Origin of the sequence: Paraburkholderia sp. HP33-1 (genome assembly GCF_021390595.1) — a bacterium.
GTDB lineage: Bacteria > Pseudomonadota > Gammaproteobacteria > Burkholderiales > Burkholderiaceae > Paraburkholderia.
Genome location: NZ_JAJEJR010000002.1, coordinates 1,706,977 through 1,728,424, shown reverse-complemented (window position 1 = coordinate 1,728,424; position 21,448 = coordinate 1,706,977). Strand labels below are relative to the sequence as shown.

The window sequence follows — 21,448 nt, the reverse complement described above, 5'->3', positions numbered from 1 at the left end:
TCAGGTCTCCTGCTTCTTGAGCAGCGCGACGGTCAGGCCAAGCACGATGGGCGTTGCGATGGCGAGCGGCCAGAACGACTGCCAGAGGTCGCCGAAATGGAGTGCCTTGTTGAACACGCCGCGGCTGATCGTGAGCATGTAGCTCGCCGGATAGATCTGCCCGATCACGCGCCCCGCGCCCTCCAGCGAGGAAACGGGAGTGAGCAGCCCCGCGAACTGCACGGACGGCACCATCGTGCCGATCATCGTGAAGAAGAGCGCGGCGATCTGGCTCTTCGTGAACGTGGAGGCTAGCAGGCCGATGGCCGTCGCGCACAGGCTGTAGAGCACGGCTGCGCCAAGCAGTGTCAGGAAACTGCCCTTGACCGGCACCCCGAACACGGTCACGGCGAGCAGCGTCATCAGCAGGAAATTGAGCAGCGCCAGCAGCACATAGGGCGCCTGCTTGCCGAGCAGGAATTCGAGCCGCGTCACCGGTGTGACATAGAGATTGATGATCGAGCCCAGCTCCTTTTCCCGCACTACGGCGAGCGCGGTGAGCATGGCCGGCATCATGAGCAGCAGCACCGGGATCACGGCCGGCACCATGGCGGGCAGGCTGCGCACGTCGGGGTTGTAGCGAAAGCGCGTTTGCACCGACACGGCTGACTCCGCGGTCGTGCCCAGACGCTGCGTGGCCTGCTGAAGCAGCCACCCCTGGTGCATGCCTTGCACGTAGCCACGCACCGTCTCCGCGCGCTGCGGCATCGCGCCGTCGATCCACACACCGATCTGCACAGGTCTGCCGCGCGCCACGTCGCGCGCGAAGCCAGGCGGAATTTCGAGCGCGAGCGCGAGTTCGCCGCTGCGCATGCGCTGGTCCAACTCCGCATGGTTCGCAATGGGCGGCTGCTCGATGAAGTAGCGCGAGCCCGCCAGGTTTAATTCGTAGTTCTGGGAAAGCGTGGTCCGGTCATGGTCGAGCACGGCGAAACGCAGGTCCTCGACGTCCATGCTGATGCCGAAGCCCATCACGAAGAGCAGCAGCAGCGAACCCGCAAGCGCGAGCGTGGCGCGCACCGGGTCGCGGCGCAGCTCCAGCGCTTCGCGCCACATGTAGCTGTACGCGCGCTGGAAGCTGAAGCCACGCTGCCGCGCGTGCTCAGCGCTTGCTTTAGCCTCTTTCGCGGCGCTTTCGCCGAGCGCCGCGAGTTCGCCCGTCGCGCTGGGTTCGGTGCCCGCGCCCGCGTCGACGAGATACGCGATGAATGCCTCTTCGAGCGTTGCCGCGCCGCGCTCTTTCGTGATGGCTTCCGGCGTGTCGCTCACGAGCACGCGGCCCGCGTGCATGAGCGAGATGCGGTCGCAGCGCCCGGCTTCGTTCATGAAGTGCGTGGAGATGAAGATCGTCACGTGATCTTCGCGGGCGAGCGCGATGAGCAGGCGCCAGAAGTTGTCGCGCGCCACGGGATCGACGCCCGAAGTCGGCTCGTCGAGAATCAGCAGTTCGGGCTTGTGCACCATCGCCACCGCAAGCGAGAGGCGCTGACGCACGCCGAGCGGCAGGCTCTCGGGCAGCGTGTCGAGTACTTCGGCCAGAGCGAAACGCTCGACCATCTCGGTCACGCGCGCCTCGATCTGCGCCTCTGGCACGTGAAAGAGCCGCGCGTGCAGCACGAGGTTTTGCCGCACCGTGAGTTCGCTGTACAGCGAAAATGCCTGCGACATGTAGCCCACGCGACGGCGCGTGTCGAGGTCGCGCGGGTCCACCTCGCGCCCGAACAGCCACGCTTTACCTTCGCTCGCCGGCAACAGGCCCGTGAGCATCTTCATCGTGGTGGACTTGCCGCAGCCGTTCGAGCCGAGAAAGCCGAAAATTTCACCGCGGCGAATGCGAAAGCTCACGTGGTCCACCGCGACGAAGTCGCCGAAGCGCATCGTCAGGTCCTTCGCTTCGATCGCGATTTCCGCGTGCTCGTCGGCTTGCAGCGGCACGATCCGCACCGGCTCGTGGCCGCGCTTTCTGGACTCGGGCAGAAGGGCGATGAAGGCTTCTTCGAGCGATTCCGTCGCAGTGCGCGCAAGCAGTTCGGCCGGCGTGCCGGTCGCGAGAATCGCGCCGTCGTCCATCGCGATCAGCCAGTCGAAACGCTGCGCCTCGTCCATATACGCGGTCGCGACGATCACGCTCATCGAAGGGCGCTCCTTGCGGATGCCGTTGATGAGGTCCCAGAACTGCGCGCGCGCAAGCGGATCGACGCCCGTGGTGGGCTCGTCGAGAATCAGCAGATCGGGGTCGTGGATCAGCGCGCAGCACAGGCCGAGCTTTTGCTTCATGCCGCCCGAGAGCTTGCCGGCTGGCCGCGCGAGAAAGGGATCGAGGCCGGTGCTGCGCGTGAGCGCGTCGATGCGGCGGCGCCGTTCGCCTTCGTCGTGACCGAACAGTCGCCCGAAGAATTGCAGATTCTCTTCGACGGAGAGCGTGGGGTAGAGATTCTTGCCGAGGCCCTGCGGCATGTACGCGATGCGCGGGCAAACCTCGTCGCGATGCTGCTTGCTCGCCATGTCGCCGCCAAGCACCCACACCTTGCCTTCCTGCAAGGCGCGCGCGCCGGCCACGAGCGAGAGCAGGCTCGACTTGCCCACGCCGTCCGGGCCGATCAGACCAACCATGAGCCCTGCGGGCACGTCCTGTGTAACGTCGCGCAGCGCGACGGTCTTGCCGTAGCGCAGGCTGACGTGTTCGATGCGAACGGCGGGTTCGCTCATCAGGGCACCCGCACCTGGAGGTTGGCGGGCCACTCTGCGTCGTTGTCGAGCTTGACCCACGCCACGCCCGGCAGACCGGTTTTCACGTACTTGAGATGCTGTTCGAGCAGTTCGGGATCGATCTGCGCCCTCACGCGGAACATGAGTTTTTCGCGCTCGTTTTGCGTTTCCACGGTCTTGGGCGTGAATTGCGCGGTGGACGAGACGAAGGTGATCTTCGCGGGTATCACGTATTGCGGCGTGGCGTCGAGGACGATGTGCACGTCCTGGCCGAGCGCCACGCGTCCAGCCGCATTGGTGGGCAGGAAGAAGGTCAGGTAGACGTCGGAGAGATCCACCATGTTGAGGACCCGGCCGCCCGCGCCGAGCACTTCGCCGGGCTGCGCCACGCGAAACTGCACGCGGCCGGCGCGCGGGGCCCTGAGGTCGCTGTCGGTGATATCGGCCTGAACGCGGTCGATGGTGGCCTGCGCGGCCTTGATGGCCGAAGCCGAGCCCGTCTGCTGCGCGCGCGCCGCGGTCACGGCCGCCGCGGCCGCCGTGACCTGGGCCTTCGCGGCGTCGACGGCGGCCTGCGCGCTCTTCACACGCGCCCGGTCGTCGTCGAGTTCCTGCATTGAGGATGCGCCTTCCTTCGAGAGCGTCTCGGAGCGGGCGAGGCGCCGGCGCGCGGCATCGAGCTCGCTTTCACGCTGTTTGACGGTGGCTTCGGCGGCGCGCTGGTCGCTCGCGCGCAGCGCGACCTGTGCCTTGGCGCTCGCCTCGGTGTTCACGGCTTGCTGACGCTGCGCGACGGCTTCGTTTCGTTGTGCCTGCAGCGTCTCGACCTGCATGTGCGCGAGCGTCTGCCCTGCGGTGACGAAATCGCCCTCGCGCACGAGCACGTCCTTCACGCGGCCCGCGAGCTTGGTGGCGACGTCGATTTCGGTCGCCTCGATGCGGCCGTTGCCGCTCACGAAGCCGGCGCCCGGACCGCGATCCGTCAGCATGCGCCAGCCGAAATAGCCGCCCACCGCGAGCGCGATCACGATCACGGCGGGGATGAGTTTACGGGCTGAAATCTGCATGAAGGGAACCTCGATCAGGATGGGTTTTGCACGCCGCTGGCGGGCGTGGCTGGCGTGAGATTGGGCGTGGCGACGTCATTGGTGAAGCCACTGCCGCCGAGTGCCGAGTAGAGCGATACGCGGCTCGATAGCAGCGCGCGGCGCGTTTCCACGAGCTGCTGCTGCGCGTCGAGCAGGTCGCGCTGCGCATCGAGCACTTCGAGGAACGGCGAGGCGCCGTGGTCGTAGCGCATTTGCGCGAGACGCGCGCGCTCGGCCTGCGCATTCTCCGTCGCACGCAGGGCGTCCACCTGCTCGGCTAACCACTGGCGCGCGGCGATGGCATCCGCCACGTCGCGAAACGCCGATTGCACGGCCAGTTCATAGGACGTCACGGCCTGGTCGCGCTGCGCCTTCGTGACGTCGAGATTCGCCTCGCGGCGGCCCATGTCGAAGATGGGCAGCGAGACGGTCGGCCCGAAGCTCCAGGCGCGGCTCGGGCCGGTGAACAGATTGTCGAGCTGCGTACTGGCGGTGCCGAACGAGCCCGTCAACGTGATCTTCGGGAAGAACTCGGCGCGCGCCGCGCCGATGTTGGCGTTGGCCGCGCGCAGCTGGAATTCGGCATTGACGATGTCGGGGCGGTTCACGAGCAGATCGGAGGGCAGGCCCGCGGGCAGGTCGGCCATCACGGCGTTGTCGTCGAGCCTGATGTCCTGGTGCGGCAGCTCGACCGGCTTGCCCACCAGCACCTGCAATGCGTTCACGCGCGTGGCGCGCTGCTGCTGGAGTTGCGTGCCGAGTGCGACGGCCTGGCGCCACAATGTTTCGACCTGCTTGAGATCGAGCCGCGAGATCGAGCCCACTTCATAGCGGTGCTTGAAGATGCGGTACGACTTCTCGCGGCTCGCGATGGTCTCGTTCATGAGCATGATGCGCTCGTCGAGTTCGCGCAGGCTCAGGTAGTTGTTGGCGACCTGCTCGATCACGGTGAGCGTGACGGCCTGGCGCGCGGCATCGGTCGCGAGATAGTTCTGCAGCGCCGCTTCCCTGAGGTTCGCCACGCGGCCCCAGAAGTCCAGTTCCCAGCTTGCGAGGCCCACGCCCACCTGAAACTGATTCGCCGTCACGGCCCGGCCGACACCCGAAAGGTCGGCGGGCACACGCGCACGGGCAAGGTCGGCTTCCACGCCGATGGTCGGAAACTGGTCGGCGCGGCGAATGCCGTACATGGCGCGGGCTTCCTCGACGCGCTGGATCGCCAGCCGGAGATCGCGGTTGTAGTCGAGCGCTTCGCCGATGAGCCTTTGCAGTGTGGGATCGGTGAAATAGTCCTGCCAGCCGACCGCGGCCGCGCCGGGCGCGTTCTCGCCGCCGGTGGTCGGGTTGCCGTGCGCGTCGGGGAAAGTGGAGGGCACTGGCATCGGTGGCCGCTCAAAGGGCGGCGCGAGCGAAACGCAACCTGCCAGCAGGGCGACGAGTACCGCCAGAGACATTTGCCTGGCGGCGAAGACGGGCCGGCGCAGGTGTTTCTGGCGGTCAATCATCACTGTTCTCTCCTTTTGAGTGAGCTGTAGGTGTCGTAGCGGGCCTGCACGGTAGTCGGGCCGCGATCAACCTTACGAAAGTGTGACGAGCAATGGCGTAACAAGTGCCAGGGCTGCGACCGGATGACACCTGTAGCGAGCATTCTGCATGAAGCTTGACCTGCGTCGTGGCAGGCTGCGGGGCGTTGCGGCGGGAGTGCGCGGCGCGTTGCCGCAGGCCGCAACTTTGCGATGCCGTGAGAGGCTGTTTTATATCTACGGAAAAACGGAGATATTTTTAAAATCAAATCGCATAACAAAAAAATATCCGCTTCGCGAATGATGAAGTTGGAACGAATCGTCCTGACCAAAAGTTGGGTCAGTGCTGTGAACGTATGCACCGGGGATAACCGAACCAGGCCGCAAGGGAGCCACGATCGTGGCGAGTCTGCGGATTGCGACGTTCAACATCAACGGCATCCTCTCGCGCCTCGCGGCTCTTATGCAATGGCTCGTGCGCAGGGCTGGACCGATACGCTGCGCATCGATCATCTGCTGCTGAGCGCCGATCTCGCGCCGCGTCTGCGCGACGCGGGCGTCGACCGCTGGGTGCGCGGCGAACCGCGTGCGAGCGACCACGCGCCGACCTGGATCGAACTGGAGATGGGCGCGGGCCGCAAGAAGAAGAGTGGTTAGGTTACTCGCCGGCGTGAGCGCCGCGCGACCACAGCGCGCCCATCACGAACCCGGCGAGTGCGACGACGGCGAGCGTCGCGAACGGGTTTTCTGCCGTCGTATCACGCACGAGGCTCGTCGTGTTCGCGCACAGCTGCTGCGCCTTGGCGCTCAATTCGCGTGCCTTGCCCTCCACCTGCAAGCTGGTGTCGCCGAGTGCGTCGCCAACGGCGCTTTGCACCTTGCCTGCGACTTCCTTCACCTTGCCTTCCGCTGAATTCGTGTCCATCTGCATCACTCCTGTTGTCAGATTTACATGTGAGCCCGCTGCAATTGCAACGGCGTTGTACAAGCGGGTCGCGCACGCCGCGCCGGTGCGGCGTCGGCCTGCGTCAGCGGTGAAGCCGCGCAAGAAGTGCGCCCGGCAATGGGTCGCAATCCGCGCGGCGAAACCGCAACGCGCAGGAACGTCAGCGCCGACGCCTGAAATTGATCCCGACGAACACGGCCAGCACCATCAGAAAACCACCGAACAGCAGCGCGGAATTGACGAGGACCTGGCGTAGCCCCAGCGTTTCGACGTTGATGAACGGATACGGATAAAAGTCGGACAGGCTGCCGCGCCAGAACGTGATGCCGAGATATGCGAGCGGGTACACGAGCCACAGCAGACAGTGGCGCAACCGCAGATGAAAGCGCGGCACGAACAGCACCCAATAGAGCGCGGCGAGCATCGGCAGCACGCTGTGCAGTGACTCGTTGAGCAGGCGCCGGTATGGCGACAGCGGCCACAGGCCGCGCAACAGCAGGTTATACGCGATGCCGACGAACACCATGTACGCGACCACCGCGGTCACGGCGGTCGGCCGCCGGAAAAAGCGCACGAGCGGAGAGCGGTGCTTCCACAGCGCGATAGAGGTGAAGCAGAGCGCGCAGGCGAGCACCGTCAGATTCGTCAGGTAGCTGCTCATGCGCGCGAGCGCATCGAACACGGTGAGCCCGCGCGCGAGCGTGCGATCGATCGTCAGGTCGGCTTGCGCGAGGATCGCTATCCACGCGATGACGGCAATGACCGCCGCCAGCATGAGCGACGACACACTGGGCGTATGCAGCGGCAGCTCGGGCTCGCGCTGCGCAACGGGGGGAGGGTGCATGCGAACGATTCTACGCGCGGTGTGCGCGCGGCTGCATGGGCTTTCGCAGGCATGCAAGCCGATGGTGGCGAAAATACTACGGTGTACTACGCGAACAGGTGGCGGGCTGCAAGGCGGGTTGCAAGCGCGCAGTCACAGCCTGAAGCGCTGCGCTCTGTTCCGACCCGTTATGATCGCGAATGCCCGGTCTATACGACGCCATGCGCGGGAAGCAGTCTTTGTGATCACCGCTTCAAGAATCGCAAAACGGAGAACAGGCATGAAAGCCAGCACCATTGCCGAACGGGAAGCGCGCGGCCGTGCCGCACGCGAGCGCTCGAAACGCTCAAGCCATCGCGCGGTCGGCGAGTTGCACCGCGATCCGATCGAACTGCTGAAACAGAGCAGCGCGGAGCGCGTCGAGAATCTGGTGCCGCTGCGCTATGGGCGCATGGCCGCCTCGCCGTTTGCGTTCTTTCGCGGCAGCGCGATCGTGCAGGCGCATGATCTGAGCAAGGTGCACGACACCGGCCTCAGCATGCCGATCTGCGGCGACGGCCATCTGATGAATTTCGGCGGCTTCGCGACGCCCGAGCGGCAAGTGATCTTCGACCTGAACGACTTCGACGAAGTCTCGATCGGCCCGTTCGAATGGGATCTGAAACGCCTGTGCGCGAGCCTCGTGATTGCCGCGCGCCATCTGCGCCTAAGCCGCGGCACTGCCGAGAGCCTCGTGATGACCGCGGTCCGCTCGTATCGCGATCGCATCGCGCAATATGCGCAGTACGGCGCGCTCGAACTGTGGTACGACCGCATTACGTTCGACCGCATGGCGGAGATCGCGCTGACGCCCGAGCGCCGGCGCGCGGTGCGGCGCGGCATGGAGAAGGCCGCGAGCCGCACGCACGAAAGCCAATTCGAGAAAATGACCTCGTTCGACGGCCATCGTTGGTCGATCCACGACGCGCCGCCCGCGCTGTTTCACGTGCCCGGCGCGAACACGCTATTTACGGCCGAGGAAACCGAAACCTACCGGAGCGGCAATGTCGACAGGATGGTCGAGCACTTGTGGGACGACTACCGCAAAACGATGTCGCACGACCGGCGCGAACTGCTCGATCACTTCACGAGGCACGACATCGTGTTCAAGGTGGCCGGCGGAGGCAGCGTCGGTACGCGTTGTTTCGTCGTTCTGCTCGTCGATCACATGGGCAAGCCGTTATTCCTGCAACTGAAGGAGGCGCGGCCGTCTGTCATCGCGCAGTTCTACAAGTCGCCTTCGGTCAAGCATCAGGGAGAGCGCGTCGTGCAAGGACAGCGCTTGCTGCAGGCTGCGAGCGATATCTTTCTCGGCTGGGGGACGGGGCCGCTCGGGCGGCATTTCTATTTCCGCCAGCTGCGCGACATGAAGCTGTCCGCGAATATCGAGCTGTTCGACAGCGATCTGCTCGATGGTTATGCGCGGCTATGCGGCTGGATCATGGCGCGCGCGCATGCGAAAGCGAGCGGCCAGGCGATCGAGATCAGTTCGTACATCGGCCGCGGCGATCTGTTCGCCGAAGCGCTGACCGGTTACGCAACCGCCTACGCGGACCAGGTCGAGCGCGACTACGATGGGTTCATCAAAGCGTGCCGCAGCGGCCAGCTCGAAGCGCGCACCGATGACGACATGGCAGCGGATTTCCGCGTGTAGTGGCGCGCAGCGTCAATCGACGCGCGCTTCGCGCAGCGTGACGAAACGCAGATGCCGCTCGCGCGCCGCTGCGATCACGCTCGGCAGCACCGCGAGAATGAGCGGCTGACCGTCGATCGTCAGCGCGGCATTGCCGTCGTGCAGCAGCAGGATATCGCGCGCGGCGAGGCCGTCGAGCAGCCGTCTTGCGACCACGTGCGGGTCGCGCTCGCGCGTGTCGTAGCCGCGCCGCGTCCACGCCGCTAGACGCAGATCGAGCTTGCGCAGCACCGGCTCCAGAAAGAGGTTGCGCAGGCCCGCGGGCGCGCGGAAAAACATCGGCCGCGCGCCGCTGACCGCTTCGAGCGTGCGTTGCGCGGCGGCGATCTCGCGCGTCAACGCGCGCGGAAACGTGACCGAAAACGTATGCACGTGCACCTGCGAATGATTTTCGAGCGCATGGCCACGCGCGACGATCTCGCGCGCGAGCTGCGGATATCGCTCGACATGCTTGCCGATGCAGAAGAACGTCGCGCGCACGCCGAACGCGTCGAGCAGATCGAGCACTTGCGGCGTGACGACGGGATCGGGGCCGTCGTCGATGGTCAGCGCGATCGCGTTCGCGTTGCGGGGGCTTGCGGGCAGGCGGGTCCAGTTGGGCCCGAGCAGCGTCGTGCGCGGCAACAGTCCAGTGATCGTGAAGAGCGCGTGGTTCGCGAAGATCGCGGCGAGCCACCACGGCCACGCGCCCGGCGCGACAACCACGCCGATCAGCGCGATCACGTGCCAGCCGATCGTGCCGTTCAGCAGTGCGGAGTTGCGGGTACGCGGCCAGCGGCGCGGCGGGTTCGGGCATTCATTCATCAAACGTGCTTCCAGTGCGCCTTCCTCCGTACCGGGAAGGTTGTGAATCGTGCGCGATGTGCAACCGCGAACGATACCACTGTTGCGCCCGGCGACGTGGCGAGGTCGGCGGCCCGCGTGCTTTGTGAAAGCACGCTGAAAGACGTCGCGCGGTTTGCGATCGCAGATGCGTTGTTGTATGGTCGCGAGGCGAAAATAGGCGCGCCCCAATCTTACACAACAGGAGATGCAGGATGTCGGAAACAGGAAACGGAAAAGTGGCGCTGGTGACGGGCGCGGGCAGCGGCATCGGCCGCGCGTGCGCGCTGAAGCTCGCGGAGCATGGCTATAGCGTGGTGCTCGCAGGACGCCGCCAGGCCGCGCTCGATGCGGTCGCGCAAGAAGCCCAGGCGCTGCGCGGTGACGCGCTCGCGGTGTCGTGCGACGTGACCGACGCCGACAGCGTTGCCGCGCTGTTCGATACGATCCGCGCGCGCTTCGGCCGGCTCGACGTGCTGTTCAACAACGCCGGACGCAACGGCTCGCCCGTCGATCTCGACGAAGTGAGCATCGACGAATGGCGCTCGATTGTCGACACCAATCTGAACGGCGTGTTCCTCTGCACGCGCGCGGCGTTCGGCCTGATGAAGAAGCAGAACCCGCGCGGCGGCCGCATCATCAACAACGGCTCGATCTCCGCGCACGCGCCGCGGCCGAATAGCGCCGCGTACACGGCGACCAAACACGCCATTACCGGATTGACGAAAGCGGTGTCGCTCGACGGCCGCAAATACGACATTGTGTGCGGACAGATCGATATCGGCAACGCGCAGACCGAGATGGCCGCCCGGATGGCGCGCGGCGTGCCGCAAGCGAACGGCGAGATCGCGGTCGAGCCGCTGATGGACGTCCAGCACGTCGCCGACGCGGTGCTGCATATGGCGAGCCTGCCGCTCTCGGCGAACGTGCAGTTCATGACGATCATGGCGAGCAAGATGCCGTTCGTCGGGCGCGGTTGAGCGGCACGCTACGCCATAGAGCAACTGGGGGGGCGGGAGCGGGGCGAGCGCGTTCAACTTATACTGGGCGCTCCGCCGTCTTGCCACGCAAAAGCCACGCGCCGTGCCCCGAGCCACACCCAGCGACGACCCGCCGCCGCAGCCGCCCGCCCGGCCCGACCTCGATGACTGCTGTCATAGCGGTTGCACGCAGTGTGTGTTCGATCTGTACGACGAAGCGCTCGAGCGCTACGAGGCCGCGCTGAGCGCATGGCGAGAGCGGCAGGCGCGGCACCTGGACAAGCAGGGCGCGAAGCCGAAGCCGCGAGCCGAGACGCCTCGCTCGACTTCATCGCGCGGCAAATCGCGTCCACGCCGCTGACCAGCGCACGCACTTCCACCGTCCCCGTCATGACCGCCCCTCAACTCACGCCGACCGAACCCCTCAGCGACTCGCACACGCTCGACGACCTGCATCGCTTCGTGCAGCGTCATCCGCGCCTGTTCGTGCTGACCGGCGCAGGCATCAGCACCGACTCCGGCATCCCCGGCTATCGCGACGACAACGGCGCATGGAAGCGCTCGCCGCCGATCACGCTGCAGGAGTTTCTCGGCACGCTCGCGATGCGTCAGCGCTACTGGGCGCGCAGCATGGTGGGCTGGCCGCTCGTCGCGCGCGCTCAGCCGAATGCCGCGCATGTCGCGCTCGCGCGGCTCGACGCGGCGGGTCACGTGCCGACGCTGGTCACGCAGAACGTCGATGGTCTGCATCAGCGCGCGGGCAGCCGCGACGTGATCGAGCTGCATGGCGGCATCGACGGCGTGAGCTGTCTCGACTGCGGCATGCAGCATGCCCGCGCGACGATCCAGCAGACACTCGAAGCCGATAACCCCGCGCTGCTCGATGTCACGGCCGAAGCCGCCGCCGATGGCGACGCGCATCTCGAGTGGCACGATCTCGGCGGCTTTCGCGTGCCGGCGTGCTCGAACTGCGGCGGGCTGCTGAAGCCGTCGGTGGTGTTCTTCGGCGAGAACGTGCCGAAGGCGCGTGTCGAAGCGGCGTCGCGTGCGCTCGATGCGGCCGACGCGGTGCTCGTGGTCGGCTCGTCGCTGATGGTGTATTCCGGCTACCGTTTCTGCGTGTGGGCGCAGCGCCAGGGCAAGCCGATCGCGGCGATCAACCTCGGCCGCACGCGCGCCGATCCGCTGCTGTCGCTGAAGGTGGCCGCGCCGTGCGGCGATACGTTGAGCGCGCTCGCCGGCCTGCTGGCCGAACGATAATGCGCTGCTGGACAGTTTCGCCGTTGACGGTAAACTGCCGCCCACCGCGCTGCTGATCGCCCCCGCTTACGATCGCGAGTTGCCCGAGCGCGTGCGCGCCACACTGTATTAACACGCCAAGCTATCCATGACCGACGCCCGGCAACATTCACCCTCCGCCGAACGCAATCGCGAACCGATCCTCGCCGTGCTGCGCGACGCGCTGCCGGCCAGCGGCCGCGTGCTCGAAATCGCGAGCGGCACCGGCGAGCACGCGATCTGGTTCGCCGGCGCGCTGCCCGGCCTCGACTGGCAGCCGAGCGATGCCGATGACGAGGTGCGCGAGTCGATTGCCGCGTGGCGCGCGCACGCGGGGCTCGCGAACGTGCGCGAGCCACTCGCGCTCGACGTGCATCAGCCGGACTGGGGCATCGATGCGGTCGATGCGGTGGTCTGCATCAACATGATCCATATCTCGCCGTGGAGCGCGGCGCGGGCGCTATTCGACGGCGCCGGGCGGCGGCTCGTCGACGGCGGCGTGCTGTTTCTGTACGGTCCGTACCGGCGCGGCGGCGCGCATACGGCGCCGAGCAACGAAGCGTTCGATCAATGGCTGAAGAGTCGCGATCCCGAATGGGGCGTGCGCGACATGGAAGCGGTTGTCGCGCTCGGCGACGCCGCGGGGCTCACGTGCGAGCGGGTGGTCGAGATGCCCGCGAACAATTTGAGTCTGGTGTTCATCAAGCGGGCAGCCTAGCCGGCAAACCGGCGGGTCTTGCATTCGTCCGCGCCTTTCGCCAAACCTCAGCCCGATTCGAAACTCGACCCGCCGCCCGAGCGCCGACGCGCGCACAATACCTGACGTCACGCGCAAACACGAGCACGGCAGCAGCACGGATCACTGGCGTCCTTGCCCGCCACCAAGCGGCAAGCGCGCATTTCTTTTATCCTTTCACCCTCGGCGTCGCGCCGGTGTTTTTGCAGCGCGGCGACACGACATTTTTTTGGACTCTGGAGAATTCACATGGGCAAACAGGCAATCGGCGTGGTGGGGCTAGCGGTCATGGGCCGCAATCTGGCGCTCAACATCGAGAGCCGCGGCCACGCGGTGTCGGTCTACAACCGTACCCGCGAGAAAACCGACGAACTCATCGCCGAATATCCGGATCGCAAACTGGTGCCGGCTTTCACGCTCGAAGAGTTCGTCGAGTCGCTCGAAAAGCCGCGCCGCATTCTGTTGATGGTCAAGGCCGGCGAGCCGACCGACGCGACCATTGCCTCGCTCAAGCCGCTGCTCGAAAAGGGCGACATCCTGATCGACGGCGGCAACACGCATTTCACCGACACGATCCGCCGCAACCAGGAACTCGCGAAGGCGGGTCTGCATTTCATCGGCACCGGCGTGTCGGGCGGCGAGGAAGGCGCGCTGAAAGGCCCGTCGATCATGCCGGGCGGTCAGCGCGACGCGTACGACCTGGTCGCACCGATCCTCACCGAGATCGCCGCGAAGGCGCCGGACGGCGAGCCCTGCGTCGCGTACATGGGACCGGACGGCGCGGGCCACTTCGTGAAGATGGTGCACAACGGTATCGAGTACGGCGACATGCAGTTGATCGCCGAAAGCTACGCGGTGCTCAAGCAGGTCGTCGGCCTGTCGAACGAGCAACTCGGCAAGGTTTATACCGAGTGGAACCAGGGCGAACTCGACAGCTATCTGATCGAAATCACCTCGAAGATCTTTGGCAAGAAGGACGACGAAACCGGCAAGGACCTCGTCGACGTGATTCTCGACCGTGCCGCGCAGAAGGGCACCGGCAAGTGGACCAGCCAGAACGCGCTCGATCTCGGCGCGCCGTTGCCGCTGATTACCGAGGCGGTGTTCGCGCGCGTGCTGTCGTCGCTGAAGACGCAGCGTGTGGCCGCGAGCAAGGTGCTCGAAGGTCCGCAGGCGAGGCCGCTCGAAGGCGCGAAGGACGCGTTCATCGAATCGGTGCGCCGCGCGTTGTACTTCAGCAAGGTGATCTCGTACGCGCAGGGCTTCGCGCAGCTGCGCGCGGCGTCGGAAGAGTACAAGTGGGATCTCGACTACGGCACGATCGCGAAGATTTTCCGCGCGGGCTGCATCATCCGCGCGCGCTTCCTGCAGAAGATCACCGACGCCTACTCGAAGGACAAGGCGCTCGCGAATCTGCTGCTCGATCCGTACTTCCGTGACATTGCGAAGAACTACCAGGCTGCGCTGCGCGAAGTCGTGGTGGCCGCGGTCAACGCGGGTGTGCCGGTACCGGCGTTCGCGTCGGCGATTGCGTATTTCGACGCCTACCGCTCGGAACGTCTGCCCGCGAACCTCGTGCAGGCGCAGCGCGACTTCTTCGGCGCGCATACGTTCGAACGCATCGACAAGCCGGGCAGCTTCCACGCACAGTGGAGCTGAGCTTCTGAAAAACGGCCCGGCGCGCGATGGTAATAGGGCGCGCCGGGCCGTTAGTCCGTCTGGAATGGCAATGAGCGCGGATTGTTACTGAATATAACGTGGGTTAAGTATGGACGTGGAAAACGCGAAATGATTATTGCGGGTGTCGCAATAGATTTTCGTTGCTTTAGGTGTTTACCCTAGGCCGCGACGCCTCTAGACTTGTTATCAATCGCTGAGGGAGAAGCAGAAACCCGAAGCGCAGCAGACAACAAGTTCTTTGGAGGTTAATCATGAAGACTCTGATTTCCGCGGTCGCTATCGCCGCCGCCCTCGTTGTTCCGGTCGCTGCGTTCGCTCAAGCCAGCCAGCCGGTGACCCGCGCTGAGGTTCGCGCTGAACTGGTTCAACTCGAAAAGGCCGGCTACAACCCGGCCGGCGACAACGCAACCTATCCGGCAAACATCCAGCAAGCGGAAGCTCGCGTCGATGCGCAACACGGCACGGCCGTCGCGGACACCAGCGGTTACGGCGCTCCGGCCGTCGGTACGTCACAAGCTGGCCACGGCCACGCCGTCCTTCCGGTGAAGGCCGACCGTAACTCGGTGTACTTCGGCGGCTAATTGCCGCTACGGGTTGCGCTGAACTTTGATGTGGAAGTTTGCAGTAGAAGTGTGCGGTAGACGCCGCGTCGTGCAATAGCGCGAACGCGGCGGGCAAGAAAAAACGCCATCCAGTTCGATTGGATGGCGTTTTGTCGTTTACGGCGCCGTGGTGCGGCGGGCTTGCGTTAGTGCAGCGTGCGATGCCGTCGGCCGATCTCATCGAACAGCGCGCGGCTCGGCTCCAGTGCCAGCAGCCACGATTCGTCGTAGCCGCTGAGGTTGTCGAGCGCCTCGCGCAGCCGCTCGACCGCCACCGCGGGCAACTCGACGCTCGCCTCGACCCCGCTCGACAGCCCCGCGATGCTCGCCAGTTGCACGAGCGCATCGGCGGCCTCGGCGACGTCGGCGGCGAAGACAAGATGCGTGTTCAGCAGTTCGACGAGGCCGGGAGACGCCGCCACATCGTCGACGTTGAGTTGCACGGACAGAAAGGTGGCTTTGTTCATCCTCGATTCCTCCCAGAATCACAGCGTTGTCGTGAGCGGCTCCGCGCGGCTTGACTGAGTATAGGCGATGCCCAGTTGCCTGCAATGATAGGACGAATCGGCAGCGCTGGCTTGCTTGCAAGGTTGCCCGTGCCGCGAGACCTATAATAGGGCCAGCCGCACCAGTGCTGTCGCGCGTGGGCAGATGGCGCTGGCCGCGCGGTTGCCCATCGTTCATCGGCCGTGAAAATCATCCGCAGCAGAAGCTTTCCCGCGTCCCTTGTCTGGGGCGCGCTCGACACTGGTCGTCGAAACGCAGGGCAGCGTCTGAAGAACACGGCAGTTTGACGGCGCCGCCAGCGCGGCGCGCCTGTGCCGGTCGCGCATAATATCCAGTCGACAGCAGACGGCCGCGACAGCTGCGCAAGCGGGGCGGCACGGCAATTGCTATGGCGTCGATTGAATCGGATTGATACACACGTCGAGGAAAATCAGATGACAGAACAATCGCAACCGACGGGAATCCGCCTCCTGATGGCGGTGGCGCTTGGCGTGATGATCGCCGGTTGCACGACGGTGCCGTGGGAAAGCACGCCGTTCTACAGCAGTGCGCCGTCCGCCACGACCAGCCTCGCGACAGTGCCGGTGCCCGCCGGCTACTACCGTGTCAACCCGGGCGATACGCTGTCCGGCATTGCCTCGGCGTATGGACGCAAGCCGCAGGAAATTGCGGCGTGGAACGGTTTGCCGGTCAATGCGGCGGTCGCGCCCGGCCAGGTGCTGCGCGTGTCGCCGCCGATGGTCTCGGGCAGTGTGGTCGCGCCGCCGGTTGCGGTGGCGCCGGGTGCGGCAGCCACGCCGGTCGCGCCCGGCGCGACGGCCAACGTGCCGCCGGCCGCCGCGGCCGGGCCGCAGCCAGGTGTGCTGCAATGGCCGTTGCGCGGACCGGTCCTGCGGGCGTTTTCGCCCGGTAAGTCCAACGGCATTGTGATCGGCGGGCAGCCCGGCGATCCGGTGAAGGCCGCGGCGACCGGCCGCGTGGTCTACGCGGGCACCGGCATCGAAGCCTATGGCCCGCTGATCATCATCAAGCACAACGACTCGCTGATCACCGCGTACGGCCAGAACAGCCAGTTGCTCGTCAAGGAAGGCGACGCGGTGGCGCAAGGGCAGACGATCGGCGAGGTCGGTGTCGATAGCCGCGGTGTCGCGTCGATCCAGTTCGAAGTGCGTCAGAACGGCCAGCCGGTCGATCCGCTCCAGTGGCTGCCGAAGCCGGGCGGCTGAGCGTCCCCCTCCCATCTGTCACTCATAGCGGCCGGATCGGTGCGCTTCTCGGGGGCGCGCCGATTTTCAGCGTCGTGTGAATTGAATACACTGTGTGGCTCGATTGCCGGCGCGTACGCGTTCGTTGCGGAACGTACGCGCGGCCGATCGCCGTAGGCTGTCATTCATGGACGCACAGGGACACAAAATGATCGATTTGCGCAGCGATACCGTTACCCGTCCGACTCCGCCGATGCTCGCGGCGATGTCGGCGGCCGAAGTCGGCGACGACGTCTGGGGCGACGACCCCACCGTACTGCGTCTGCAGACCACGTTGGCCGAGCGCACCGGCAAGGAAGCGGGGCTGTTCTTCCCGAGCGGCACGCAAAGCAACCTCGCCGCATTGATGGCGCACTGCGCGCGCGGCGACGAATACATCGTCGGCCAGCTCGCGCACACCTACAAATACGAGGGCGGCGGCGCGGCGGTGCTCGGCAGCATCCAGCCGCAACCGCTCGAAAACGCCGCTGACGGTTCGATCCCGCTCGAGAAGATCGCCGCCACGATCAAGCCGATCGACGATCACTTCGCGCGCACGAGACTGCTCGCGCTGGAAAACACGATCGGCGGCAAGGTGCTGCCGGCGCAGTACGTCGCCGAGGCGACGCAGCTCGCGCGCGAGCGCGGCCTCGCAACCCACCTCGACGGCGCGCGCGTCTTCAACGCGGCGGTGGCGTCGGGCAAGCCGGTCGCGGAACTTACCGAGCCGTTCGATTCGGTGTCGATCTGCTTTTCGAAGGGACTGGGCGCGCCGGTCGGCTCGGTGCTGGTCGGCAGCCGCGCGCTGATCGACGTCGCGCATCGCTGGCGCAAGGTGCTCGGCGGCGGCATGCGCCAGGCCGGCGTGCTCGCGGCGGCGTGCCTGTACGCGCTCGATCACAACGTCGAGCGTCTCGCCGACGACCACGCGAACGCCGCGCGTCTGGCAGCGGGGTTGGAGACGATCGAGCAGGTGAAGGTGCAATCGGTCGCGACGAACATGGTGTTCGCGCAGTTTCCGCAGCAGCATTGCGCGCCGCTCGAGGCGTGGCTCAAGGAACGCGGCATCCTCACGCAGATGCTCTACGCGTCGCGCTTCGTTACGCACAAGGATGTGTCGCGCGACGATATCGATACGTTTATCGCCGCGGTGAAGGGGTATTTCGCGGCGCGTTGACACGATCGCGCAGAGAGCCGGGCAAGGGGGCGGTGGGATCAGGCGCTTGGATGCTTTGCAGCATGCAACTAACTGTCAATGCCGCCCCGCGTCTCCAGATCGGCACGCGTCCGGTGTCAAATCCAGCTCGAATACGCTAAAGCCGCCCGGCAGAACGAGCTGCCCGATCCGATCGCACCCCGAAGCAACGCGGGGCTTCATCCAAGCGTCACGCATCGAAACAAATAATCGATGTGCGGCACGCCGGGGGCGGCGTCGGCGTACCAGCTTAGCCAACCCGACTCCGGCCGCGCTTCGCGCCCGCCGATGCACACCGCGAGTGCCGCCACCACGCGGCCGTGCACCGCATCTGGGCGCTGGCCGCGGCGCCGTCCCGTGGCATTGGGCGTGCGCGCCGGGCACGGCACGTGCGTCACCGTGCGCTCGCGCGCCGGCGTGCGCGATCCCTAAAATGTCCTACTCTGTTTTTTTAAACCGCTCCGACAGGCACGCGCCTCCCGTCCGTCCCCAGTGCGGTTCGCGTCTGCCATGTCGAACTACCCGGAGGCTTCGATGACAACCGTCGATCTGGAATTCGACCAGCTCCACAGTACCGTCGACGCGCTACGGCGCTCAATTTCGAATCGCATGATGTACGGCGTCGGCAAGGACGCCATCACCGCTCACCCGCACGACTGGCTGCACGCAGCCGCGCTGACCGTGCGCGACCGGCTCGTCGCGCGCTGGATGAAGACCACGCGCCTGCAATACGAGCAGGACGTGAAGCGTGTCTACTACCTGTCGATGGAGTTCCTGATCGGCCGGACCTTTACCAACGCGCTGCTCGCGCTCGGCATTCACGACCAGATGAAGGAGGCGCTCGCGAGCCTCGGCGTCGACATGGACGCGCTGATCGAAATCGAACCCGACGCCGCGCTCGGCAACGGCGGCCTCGGCCGGCTCGCCGCGTGCTTTCTCGACTCGATGGCGACGCTCGGCATCCCGGGCTTCGGCTACGGCATCCGTTACCAGTACGGCATGTTCCGTCAGGAAATCGTCGACGGCGAGCAGGTCGAGGCGCCCGATTACTGGCTGCGCGCGGGCAATCCGTGGGAATTTCCGCGGCCCGAAATCAAGTACATGGTCCACTTCGGCGGGCGCACGGTGCAGCGCGGCGAGAAGACCGAATGGATCGACACCGAGCACGTGAACGCGACCGCGTACGACACCGTGATCCCCGGCTATGCGACCGACGCGACCAACACGCTGCGCCTGTGGTCCGCGCGTGCGACCGAGGAGCTCGACCTCGGTGCATTCAATCGCGGCGACTACCGCAACGCGGTCGACACGAAGAACATGTCGGAGAACGTGTCGCGGCTGCTCTACCCGGATGACTCGACGCCGGCCGGCCGCGAGTTGCGATTGCGCCAGGAGTACTTCTTCGTGTCGGCGACGATGCAGGATCTGATCCGCCGCTATCAGCGCACGCACAGCACGTTCGGGCGCTTCTCGGAGAAGGTCGCGGTGCATCTGAACGACACGCACCCGGTGCTCGCGATTCCCGAGCTGATGCGCCTGCTCGTCGACGAGCATCATGTGCCGTGGGACAAGGCGTGGAAACACGTGACGCAGATCTTCTCGTACACGAATCACACGCTGATGCCCGAGGCGCTCGAAACCTGGGATGTCGAAATGTTGTCGCGCCTGCTGCCGCGGCATCTCGAGATCATCTTCGAAATCAACGCGCAGTTTCTGCAGCACGTGAGCGAGCAGTCGTACCACGATGCCGAGATGATCCGGCGCATTTCACTCGTCGACGAATATGGGCAGCGGCGCGTGCGCATGGCGTATCTGGCGATCGTCGCGAGTCACAAGGTGAACGGCGTGTCGAAGCTGCATTCGCAACTGATGACGCGCGACATCTTCGCCGACTTCGCGAGGATCTATCCAGACCGCTTCACCAATGTGACCAACGGCATCACGCCGCGTCGCTGGCTCGCCCAGGCGAGTCCGTCGCTGTCGTCGCTGATCGACTCGCGCATCGGCAATCATTGGCGCAGCAATCTGTTCGAGCTCGAGCAACTGCGCAATCTGCGCAAGGACGACGAGTTCGTCGAAGCATTCCGCGAGGCCAAACGACAGAGCAAGCTGCGGCTCGTGCAGCGGCTCGCGCATCACACGAAGATGCACCTCAATCCGGATGCGCTATTCGATCTGCAGGTCAAGCGCATTCACGAATACAAGCGCCAGCTGCTGAACGTGCTTCATGTGATCGTGCGCTACAACGAGATTCGCGCCAATCCGGAGCGCGACTGGGTGCCGCGCGTCGTGCTGTTCGCGGGCAAGGCCGCGTCCGCGTACCGGATGGCGAAGACGATCATCAAGCTGATCGGCGACGTGGGCGAGAAGGTCAATACCGATCCGCTGATCGGCGATCGGCTGAAGGTCGTGTTCGTGCCGAACTACGGCGTCAGCGTGGCCGAACTGATCATTCCGGCGGCCGACCTGTCGGAGCAGATATCGATGGCCGGCACCGAGGCGTCGGGCACCGGCAATATGAAGCTCGCGCTGAACGGCGCGTTGACGATCGGCACGATGGACGGCGCGAACATCGAAATTTGCGACGCGGTGGGGCGCGACAACATTTTCATCTTCGGCCACACCGCCGACGAGGTGGACGATCTGCGCGCGAGCGGCTACCGGCCGCGGCATATCTACGAGGAGAACGAAGCATTACGCACCGCGCTCGATCAGATCCGCTCGGGCTTCTTCTCGCCGGACGATCCGCTGCGCTTTTCGGATATCTTTCACACGCTGGTCGACTGGGGCGATCACTACATGGTGCTCGCCGATTTCGACGCGTTTGCAAAGGCGCAGAACGAAGTGGATGCGCGCTTCGTCGACAGGCACGCATGGGCCGAAAGCGCGATCGAGAACGTCGCGGGCATGGGGCAGTTTTCGTCGGATCGCACGATCGGCGAGTACGCGCGCAATATCTGGCGCGTGAGTCCGCTCAGTATCGAATGAGCGTGTCATGACGGCAACGTAGTTGCTTCGGTCGAGGCAGCCAATGGAAAGCCGTGCGGGGCTGGTGCTGATCAGTCGTGCACGGCTTTGTCATGTCTCGCCGTCGGCTCGCGTCAGGCCTTCGGCGCCGCAGCAGCTGCCTTCGCCCGATGCACGGCCTCGCCGACGCGTTCGACGAACTCGCGATCCGTGCTCATCAGCGCCTCGCGCTCGCCGTCGGCCGTCCTGACCATCAGCCGATGCGTGACGTCCTGGCTCACCAGGGTGAGCCAACCGACCACGATCAGCATTACCCCGCATACGAGTCCCGCCGGCGAATGCAGCACCCCCCCGGCGACCGCGCCGATCAACCCGGCCACCGAGATCGCGAGCGGCACGACCTTGTTCTTCTGGACGGTGACGACCTGCACGTCCACGATATCGCGCAGCGGGAAGACCTGACCCGCGGACGAGAGGGCGTTGCGCGTGACCGACACGCCGCGATCGTTGAAAGGGGATTCCATCGTTTCAATGCGAGGGTGGTGAAGGGCGCAGCGTAGCAGACTTCGTCGCTCGT

General features: G+C 65.5%; 19 protein-coding genes and 1 pseudogene. 12 read left to right on the top strand and 8 right to left on the bottom strand.

Annotation, left to right across the window (positions count from 1 at the left end; translation table 11 throughout):
• The 3 genes from rbbA to L0U81_RS23850 are packed head-to-tail and all read right to left on the bottom strand — an operon-like array spanning window position 1 to window position 5,341.
• Window positions 1–2,748, bottom strand: coding sequence for a ribosome-associated ATPase/putative transporter RbbA (gene rbbA / locus L0U81_RS23860; RefSeq protein WP_233806199.1), 2,748 nt, complete (start codon window positions 2,746–2,748; stop codon window positions 1–3).
• Window positions 2,748–3,815 carry an HlyD family secretion protein gene (locus tag L0U81_RS23855; protein ID WP_233806197.1) on the bottom strand — a complete coding sequence of 356 codons (1,068 nt, stop codon included), beginning with the start codon at window positions 3,813–3,815 and terminating at the stop codon, window positions 2,748–2,750. The genes rbbA and L0U81_RS23855 overlap by 1 nt, the downstream gene beginning before the upstream one ends.
• Window positions 3,816–3,829: 14 nt before the next feature.
• On the bottom strand, window positions 3,830–5,341 hold the full coding sequence (locus L0U81_RS23850; RefSeq protein ID WP_233806195.1) for an efflux transporter outer membrane subunit: 1,512 nt from the start codon (window positions 5,339–5,341) through the stop codon (window positions 3,830–3,832).
• Window positions 5,342–5,489: 148 nt separating this feature from the next.
• Here L0U81_RS23850 and L0U81_RS23845 point away from each other — a divergent pair, with 148 nt between their 5' ends.
• Together L0U81_RS23845 and L0U81_RS23840 are read left to right on the top strand one after the other, a co-directional pair.
• Window positions 5,490–5,663, top strand: a complete 174-nt coding sequence (locus tag L0U81_RS23845; RefSeq protein ID WP_233806193.1) for a hypothetical protein — start codon at window positions 5,490–5,492, stop codon at window positions 5,661–5,663.
• A 149-nt stretch (window positions 5,664–5,812) separates the two neighbouring features.
• Window positions 5,813–6,016: pseudogene (locus L0U81_RS23840) on the top strand (exodeoxyribonuclease III); the annotation flags it as partial.
• Between the two features lies 1 nt (window position 6,017).
• Here the strand turns inward: L0U81_RS23840 and L0U81_RS23835 are convergent.
• Together L0U81_RS23835 and L0U81_RS23830 are read right to left on the bottom strand one after the other, a co-directional pair.
• Window positions 6,018–6,284: a CsbD family protein gene (locus L0U81_RS23835; protein ID WP_233806191.1), complete on the bottom strand. Its 267-nt coding sequence runs from the start codon at window positions 6,282–6,284 to the stop codon at window positions 6,018–6,020.
• Between the two features lie 181 nt (window positions 6,285–6,465).
• A complete protein-coding gene (locus tag L0U81_RS23830; protein ID WP_233806189.1) occupies window positions 6,466–7,149 on the bottom strand; it encodes a Pr6Pr family membrane protein in 684 nt (227 codons plus the stop codon).
• Window positions 7,150–7,408: 259 nt separating this feature from the next.
• Between L0U81_RS23830 and L0U81_RS23825 the strand changes: the two genes are divergently transcribed.
• Window positions 7,409–8,821 (top strand): DUF2252 domain-containing protein, encoded by a 1,413-nt coding sequence (locus L0U81_RS23825; RefSeq protein WP_233806187.1) that lies wholly within the window; start codon window positions 7,409–7,411, stop codon window positions 8,819–8,821.
• A 12-nt stretch (window positions 8,822–8,833) separates the two neighbouring features.
• On the opposite strand, the gene L0U81_RS23820 is transcribed toward L0U81_RS23825, so the two are convergent.
• The gene (locus L0U81_RS23820; RefSeq protein ID WP_233806186.1) at window positions 8,834–9,664 is read right to left on the bottom strand and encodes a polysaccharide deacetylase family protein; all 831 of its coding nucleotides are present in this window, start codon (window positions 9,662–9,664) and stop codon (window positions 8,834–8,836) included.
• A 233-nt stretch (window positions 9,665–9,897) separates the two neighbouring features.
• Between L0U81_RS23820 and L0U81_RS23815 the strand changes: the two genes are divergently transcribed.
• From L0U81_RS23815 to L0U81_RS23790, 6 genes are all read left to right on the top strand, one after another.
• Window positions 9,898–10,662: an SDR family oxidoreductase gene (locus tag L0U81_RS23815; RefSeq protein ID WP_233806184.1), complete on the top strand. Its 765-nt coding sequence runs from the start codon at window positions 9,898–9,900 to the stop codon at window positions 10,660–10,662.
• Window positions 10,663–10,765: 103 nt separating this feature from the next.
• On the top strand, window positions 10,766–11,023 hold the full coding sequence (locus tag L0U81_RS23810; protein ID WP_233806182.1) for an oxidoreductase-like domain-containing protein: 258 nt from the start codon (window positions 10,766–10,768) through the stop codon (window positions 11,021–11,023).
• A 29-nt stretch (window positions 11,024–11,052) separates the two neighbouring features.
• Complete coding sequence (locus L0U81_RS23805; protein WP_233806181.1) at window positions 11,053–11,922, top strand: NAD-dependent protein deacetylase; 870 nt, start codon at window positions 11,053–11,055, stop codon at window positions 11,920–11,922.
• 127 nt (window positions 11,923–12,049) lie between these two features.
• Complete coding sequence (locus L0U81_RS23800) at window positions 12,050–12,658, top strand: DUF938 domain-containing protein (protein ID WP_233806179.1); 609 nt, start codon at window positions 12,050–12,052, stop codon at window positions 12,656–12,658.
• A gap of 267 nt (window positions 12,659–12,925) precedes the next feature.
• Window positions 12,926–14,335, top strand: a complete 1,410-nt coding sequence (gene gndA, locus L0U81_RS23795) for an NADP-dependent phosphogluconate dehydrogenase (protein WP_233806177.1) — start codon at window positions 12,926–12,928, stop codon at window positions 14,333–14,335.
• A gap of 272 nt (window positions 14,336–14,607) precedes the next feature.
• Entirely contained in the window at window positions 14,608–14,937 is a 330-nt protein-coding gene (locus L0U81_RS23790; protein ID WP_233806174.1) for a DUF4148 domain-containing protein, read from the top strand.
• A gap of 167 nt (window positions 14,938–15,104) precedes the next feature.
• On the opposite strand, the gene L0U81_RS23785 is transcribed toward L0U81_RS23790, so the two are convergent.
• Window positions 15,105–15,425, bottom strand: a complete 321-nt coding sequence (locus L0U81_RS23785) for a hypothetical protein (RefSeq protein ID WP_233806172.1) — start codon at window positions 15,423–15,425, stop codon at window positions 15,105–15,107.
• Window positions 15,426–15,899: 474 nt separating this feature from the next.
• On the opposite strand from L0U81_RS23785, the gene L0U81_RS23780 reads away from it, so the two are divergent.
• The 3 genes from L0U81_RS23780 to L0U81_RS23770 all read left to right on the top strand — a co-directional run bounded on the left by L0U81_RS23780 (window position 15,900) and on the right by L0U81_RS23770 (window position 20,892).
• Window positions 15,900–16,691, top strand: coding sequence for a peptidoglycan DD-metalloendopeptidase family protein (locus L0U81_RS23780; RefSeq protein WP_233806170.1), 792 nt, complete (start codon window positions 15,900–15,902; stop codon window positions 16,689–16,691).
• A gap of 187 nt (window positions 16,692–16,878) precedes the next feature.
• Complete coding sequence (gene ltaE, locus L0U81_RS23775; RefSeq protein WP_233806168.1) at window positions 16,879–17,886, top strand: low-specificity L-threonine aldolase; 1,008 nt, start codon at window positions 16,879–16,881, stop codon at window positions 17,884–17,886.
• Between the two features lie 552 nt (window positions 17,887–18,438).
• Window positions 18,439–20,892, top strand: a complete 2,454-nt coding sequence (locus L0U81_RS23770; RefSeq protein ID WP_233806167.1) for a glycogen/starch/alpha-glucan phosphorylase — start codon at window positions 18,439–18,441, stop codon at window positions 20,890–20,892.
• 113 nt (window positions 20,893–21,005) lie between these two features.
• On the opposite strand, the gene L0U81_RS23765 is transcribed toward L0U81_RS23770, so the two are convergent.
• Window positions 21,006–21,395, bottom strand: coding sequence for a DUF6232 family protein (locus tag L0U81_RS23765; RefSeq protein WP_233806159.1), 390 nt, complete (start codon window positions 21,393–21,395; stop codon window positions 21,006–21,008).
• Between the last annotated feature and the right edge of the window lie 53 nt (window positions 21,396–21,448).

Excerpts from the sequence above, each read along its gene's own strand:
- rbbA (WP_233806199.1), bottom strand. The coding sequence starts at position 2,748 with ATGAGCGAACCCGCCGTTCGCATCGAACACGTCAGCCTGCGCTACGGC.
- L0U81_RS23855 (WP_233806197.1), bottom strand. The coding sequence starts at position 3,815 with ATGCAGATTTCAGCCCGTAAACTCATCCCCGCCGTGATCGTGATCGCG.
- L0U81_RS23850 (WP_233806195.1), bottom strand. The coding sequence starts at position 5,341 with ATGATTGACCGCCAGAAACACCTGCGCCGGCCCGTCTTCGCCGCCAGG.
- L0U81_RS23845 (WP_233806193.1), top strand. The coding sequence starts at position 5,490 with ATGAAGCTTGACCTGCGTCGTGGCAGGCTGCGGGGCGTTGCGGCGGGA.
- L0U81_RS23835 (WP_233806191.1), bottom strand. The coding sequence starts at position 6,284 with ATGGACACGAATTCAGCGGAAGGCAAGGTGAAGGAAGTCGCAGGCAAG.
- L0U81_RS23830 (WP_233806189.1), bottom strand. The coding sequence starts at position 7,149 with ATGCACCCTCCCCCCGTTGCGCAGCGCGAGCCCGAGCTGCCGCTGCAT.
- L0U81_RS23825 (WP_233806187.1), top strand. The coding sequence starts at position 7,409 with ATGAAAGCCAGCACCATTGCCGAACGGGAAGCGCGCGGCCGTGCCGCA.
- L0U81_RS23820 (WP_233806186.1), bottom strand. The coding sequence starts at position 9,664 with ATGAATGAATGCCCGAACCCGCCGCGCCGCTGGCCGCGTACCCGCAAC.
- L0U81_RS23815 (WP_233806184.1), top strand. The coding sequence starts at position 9,898 with ATGTCGGAAACAGGAAACGGAAAAGTGGCGCTGGTGACGGGCGCGGGC.
- L0U81_RS23805 (WP_233806181.1), top strand. The coding sequence starts at position 11,053 with ATGACCGCCCCTCAACTCACGCCGACCGAACCCCTCAGCGACTCGCAC.
- L0U81_RS23800 (WP_233806179.1), top strand. The coding sequence starts at position 12,050 with ATGACCGACGCCCGGCAACATTCACCCTCCGCCGAACGCAATCGCGAA.
- gndA (WP_233806177.1), top strand. The coding sequence starts at position 12,926 with ATGGGCAAACAGGCAATCGGCGTGGTGGGGCTAGCGGTCATGGGCCGC.
- L0U81_RS23790 (WP_233806174.1), top strand. The coding sequence starts at position 14,608 with ATGAAGACTCTGATTTCCGCGGTCGCTATCGCCGCCGCCCTCGTTGTT.
- L0U81_RS23785 (WP_233806172.1), bottom strand. The coding sequence starts at position 15,425 with ATGAACAAAGCCACCTTTCTGTCCGTGCAACTCAACGTCGACGATGTG.
- L0U81_RS23780 (WP_233806170.1), top strand. The coding sequence starts at position 15,900 with ATGACAGAACAATCGCAACCGACGGGAATCCGCCTCCTGATGGCGGTG.
- ltaE (WP_233806168.1), top strand. The coding sequence starts at position 16,879 with ATGATCGATTTGCGCAGCGATACCGTTACCCGTCCGACTCCGCCGATG.
- L0U81_RS23770 (WP_233806167.1), top strand. The coding sequence starts at position 18,439 with ATGACAACCGTCGATCTGGAATTCGACCAGCTCCACAGTACCGTCGAC.
- L0U81_RS23765 (WP_233806159.1), bottom strand. The coding sequence starts at position 21,395 with ATGGAATCCCCTTTCAACGATCGCGGCGTGTCGGTCACGCGCAACGCC.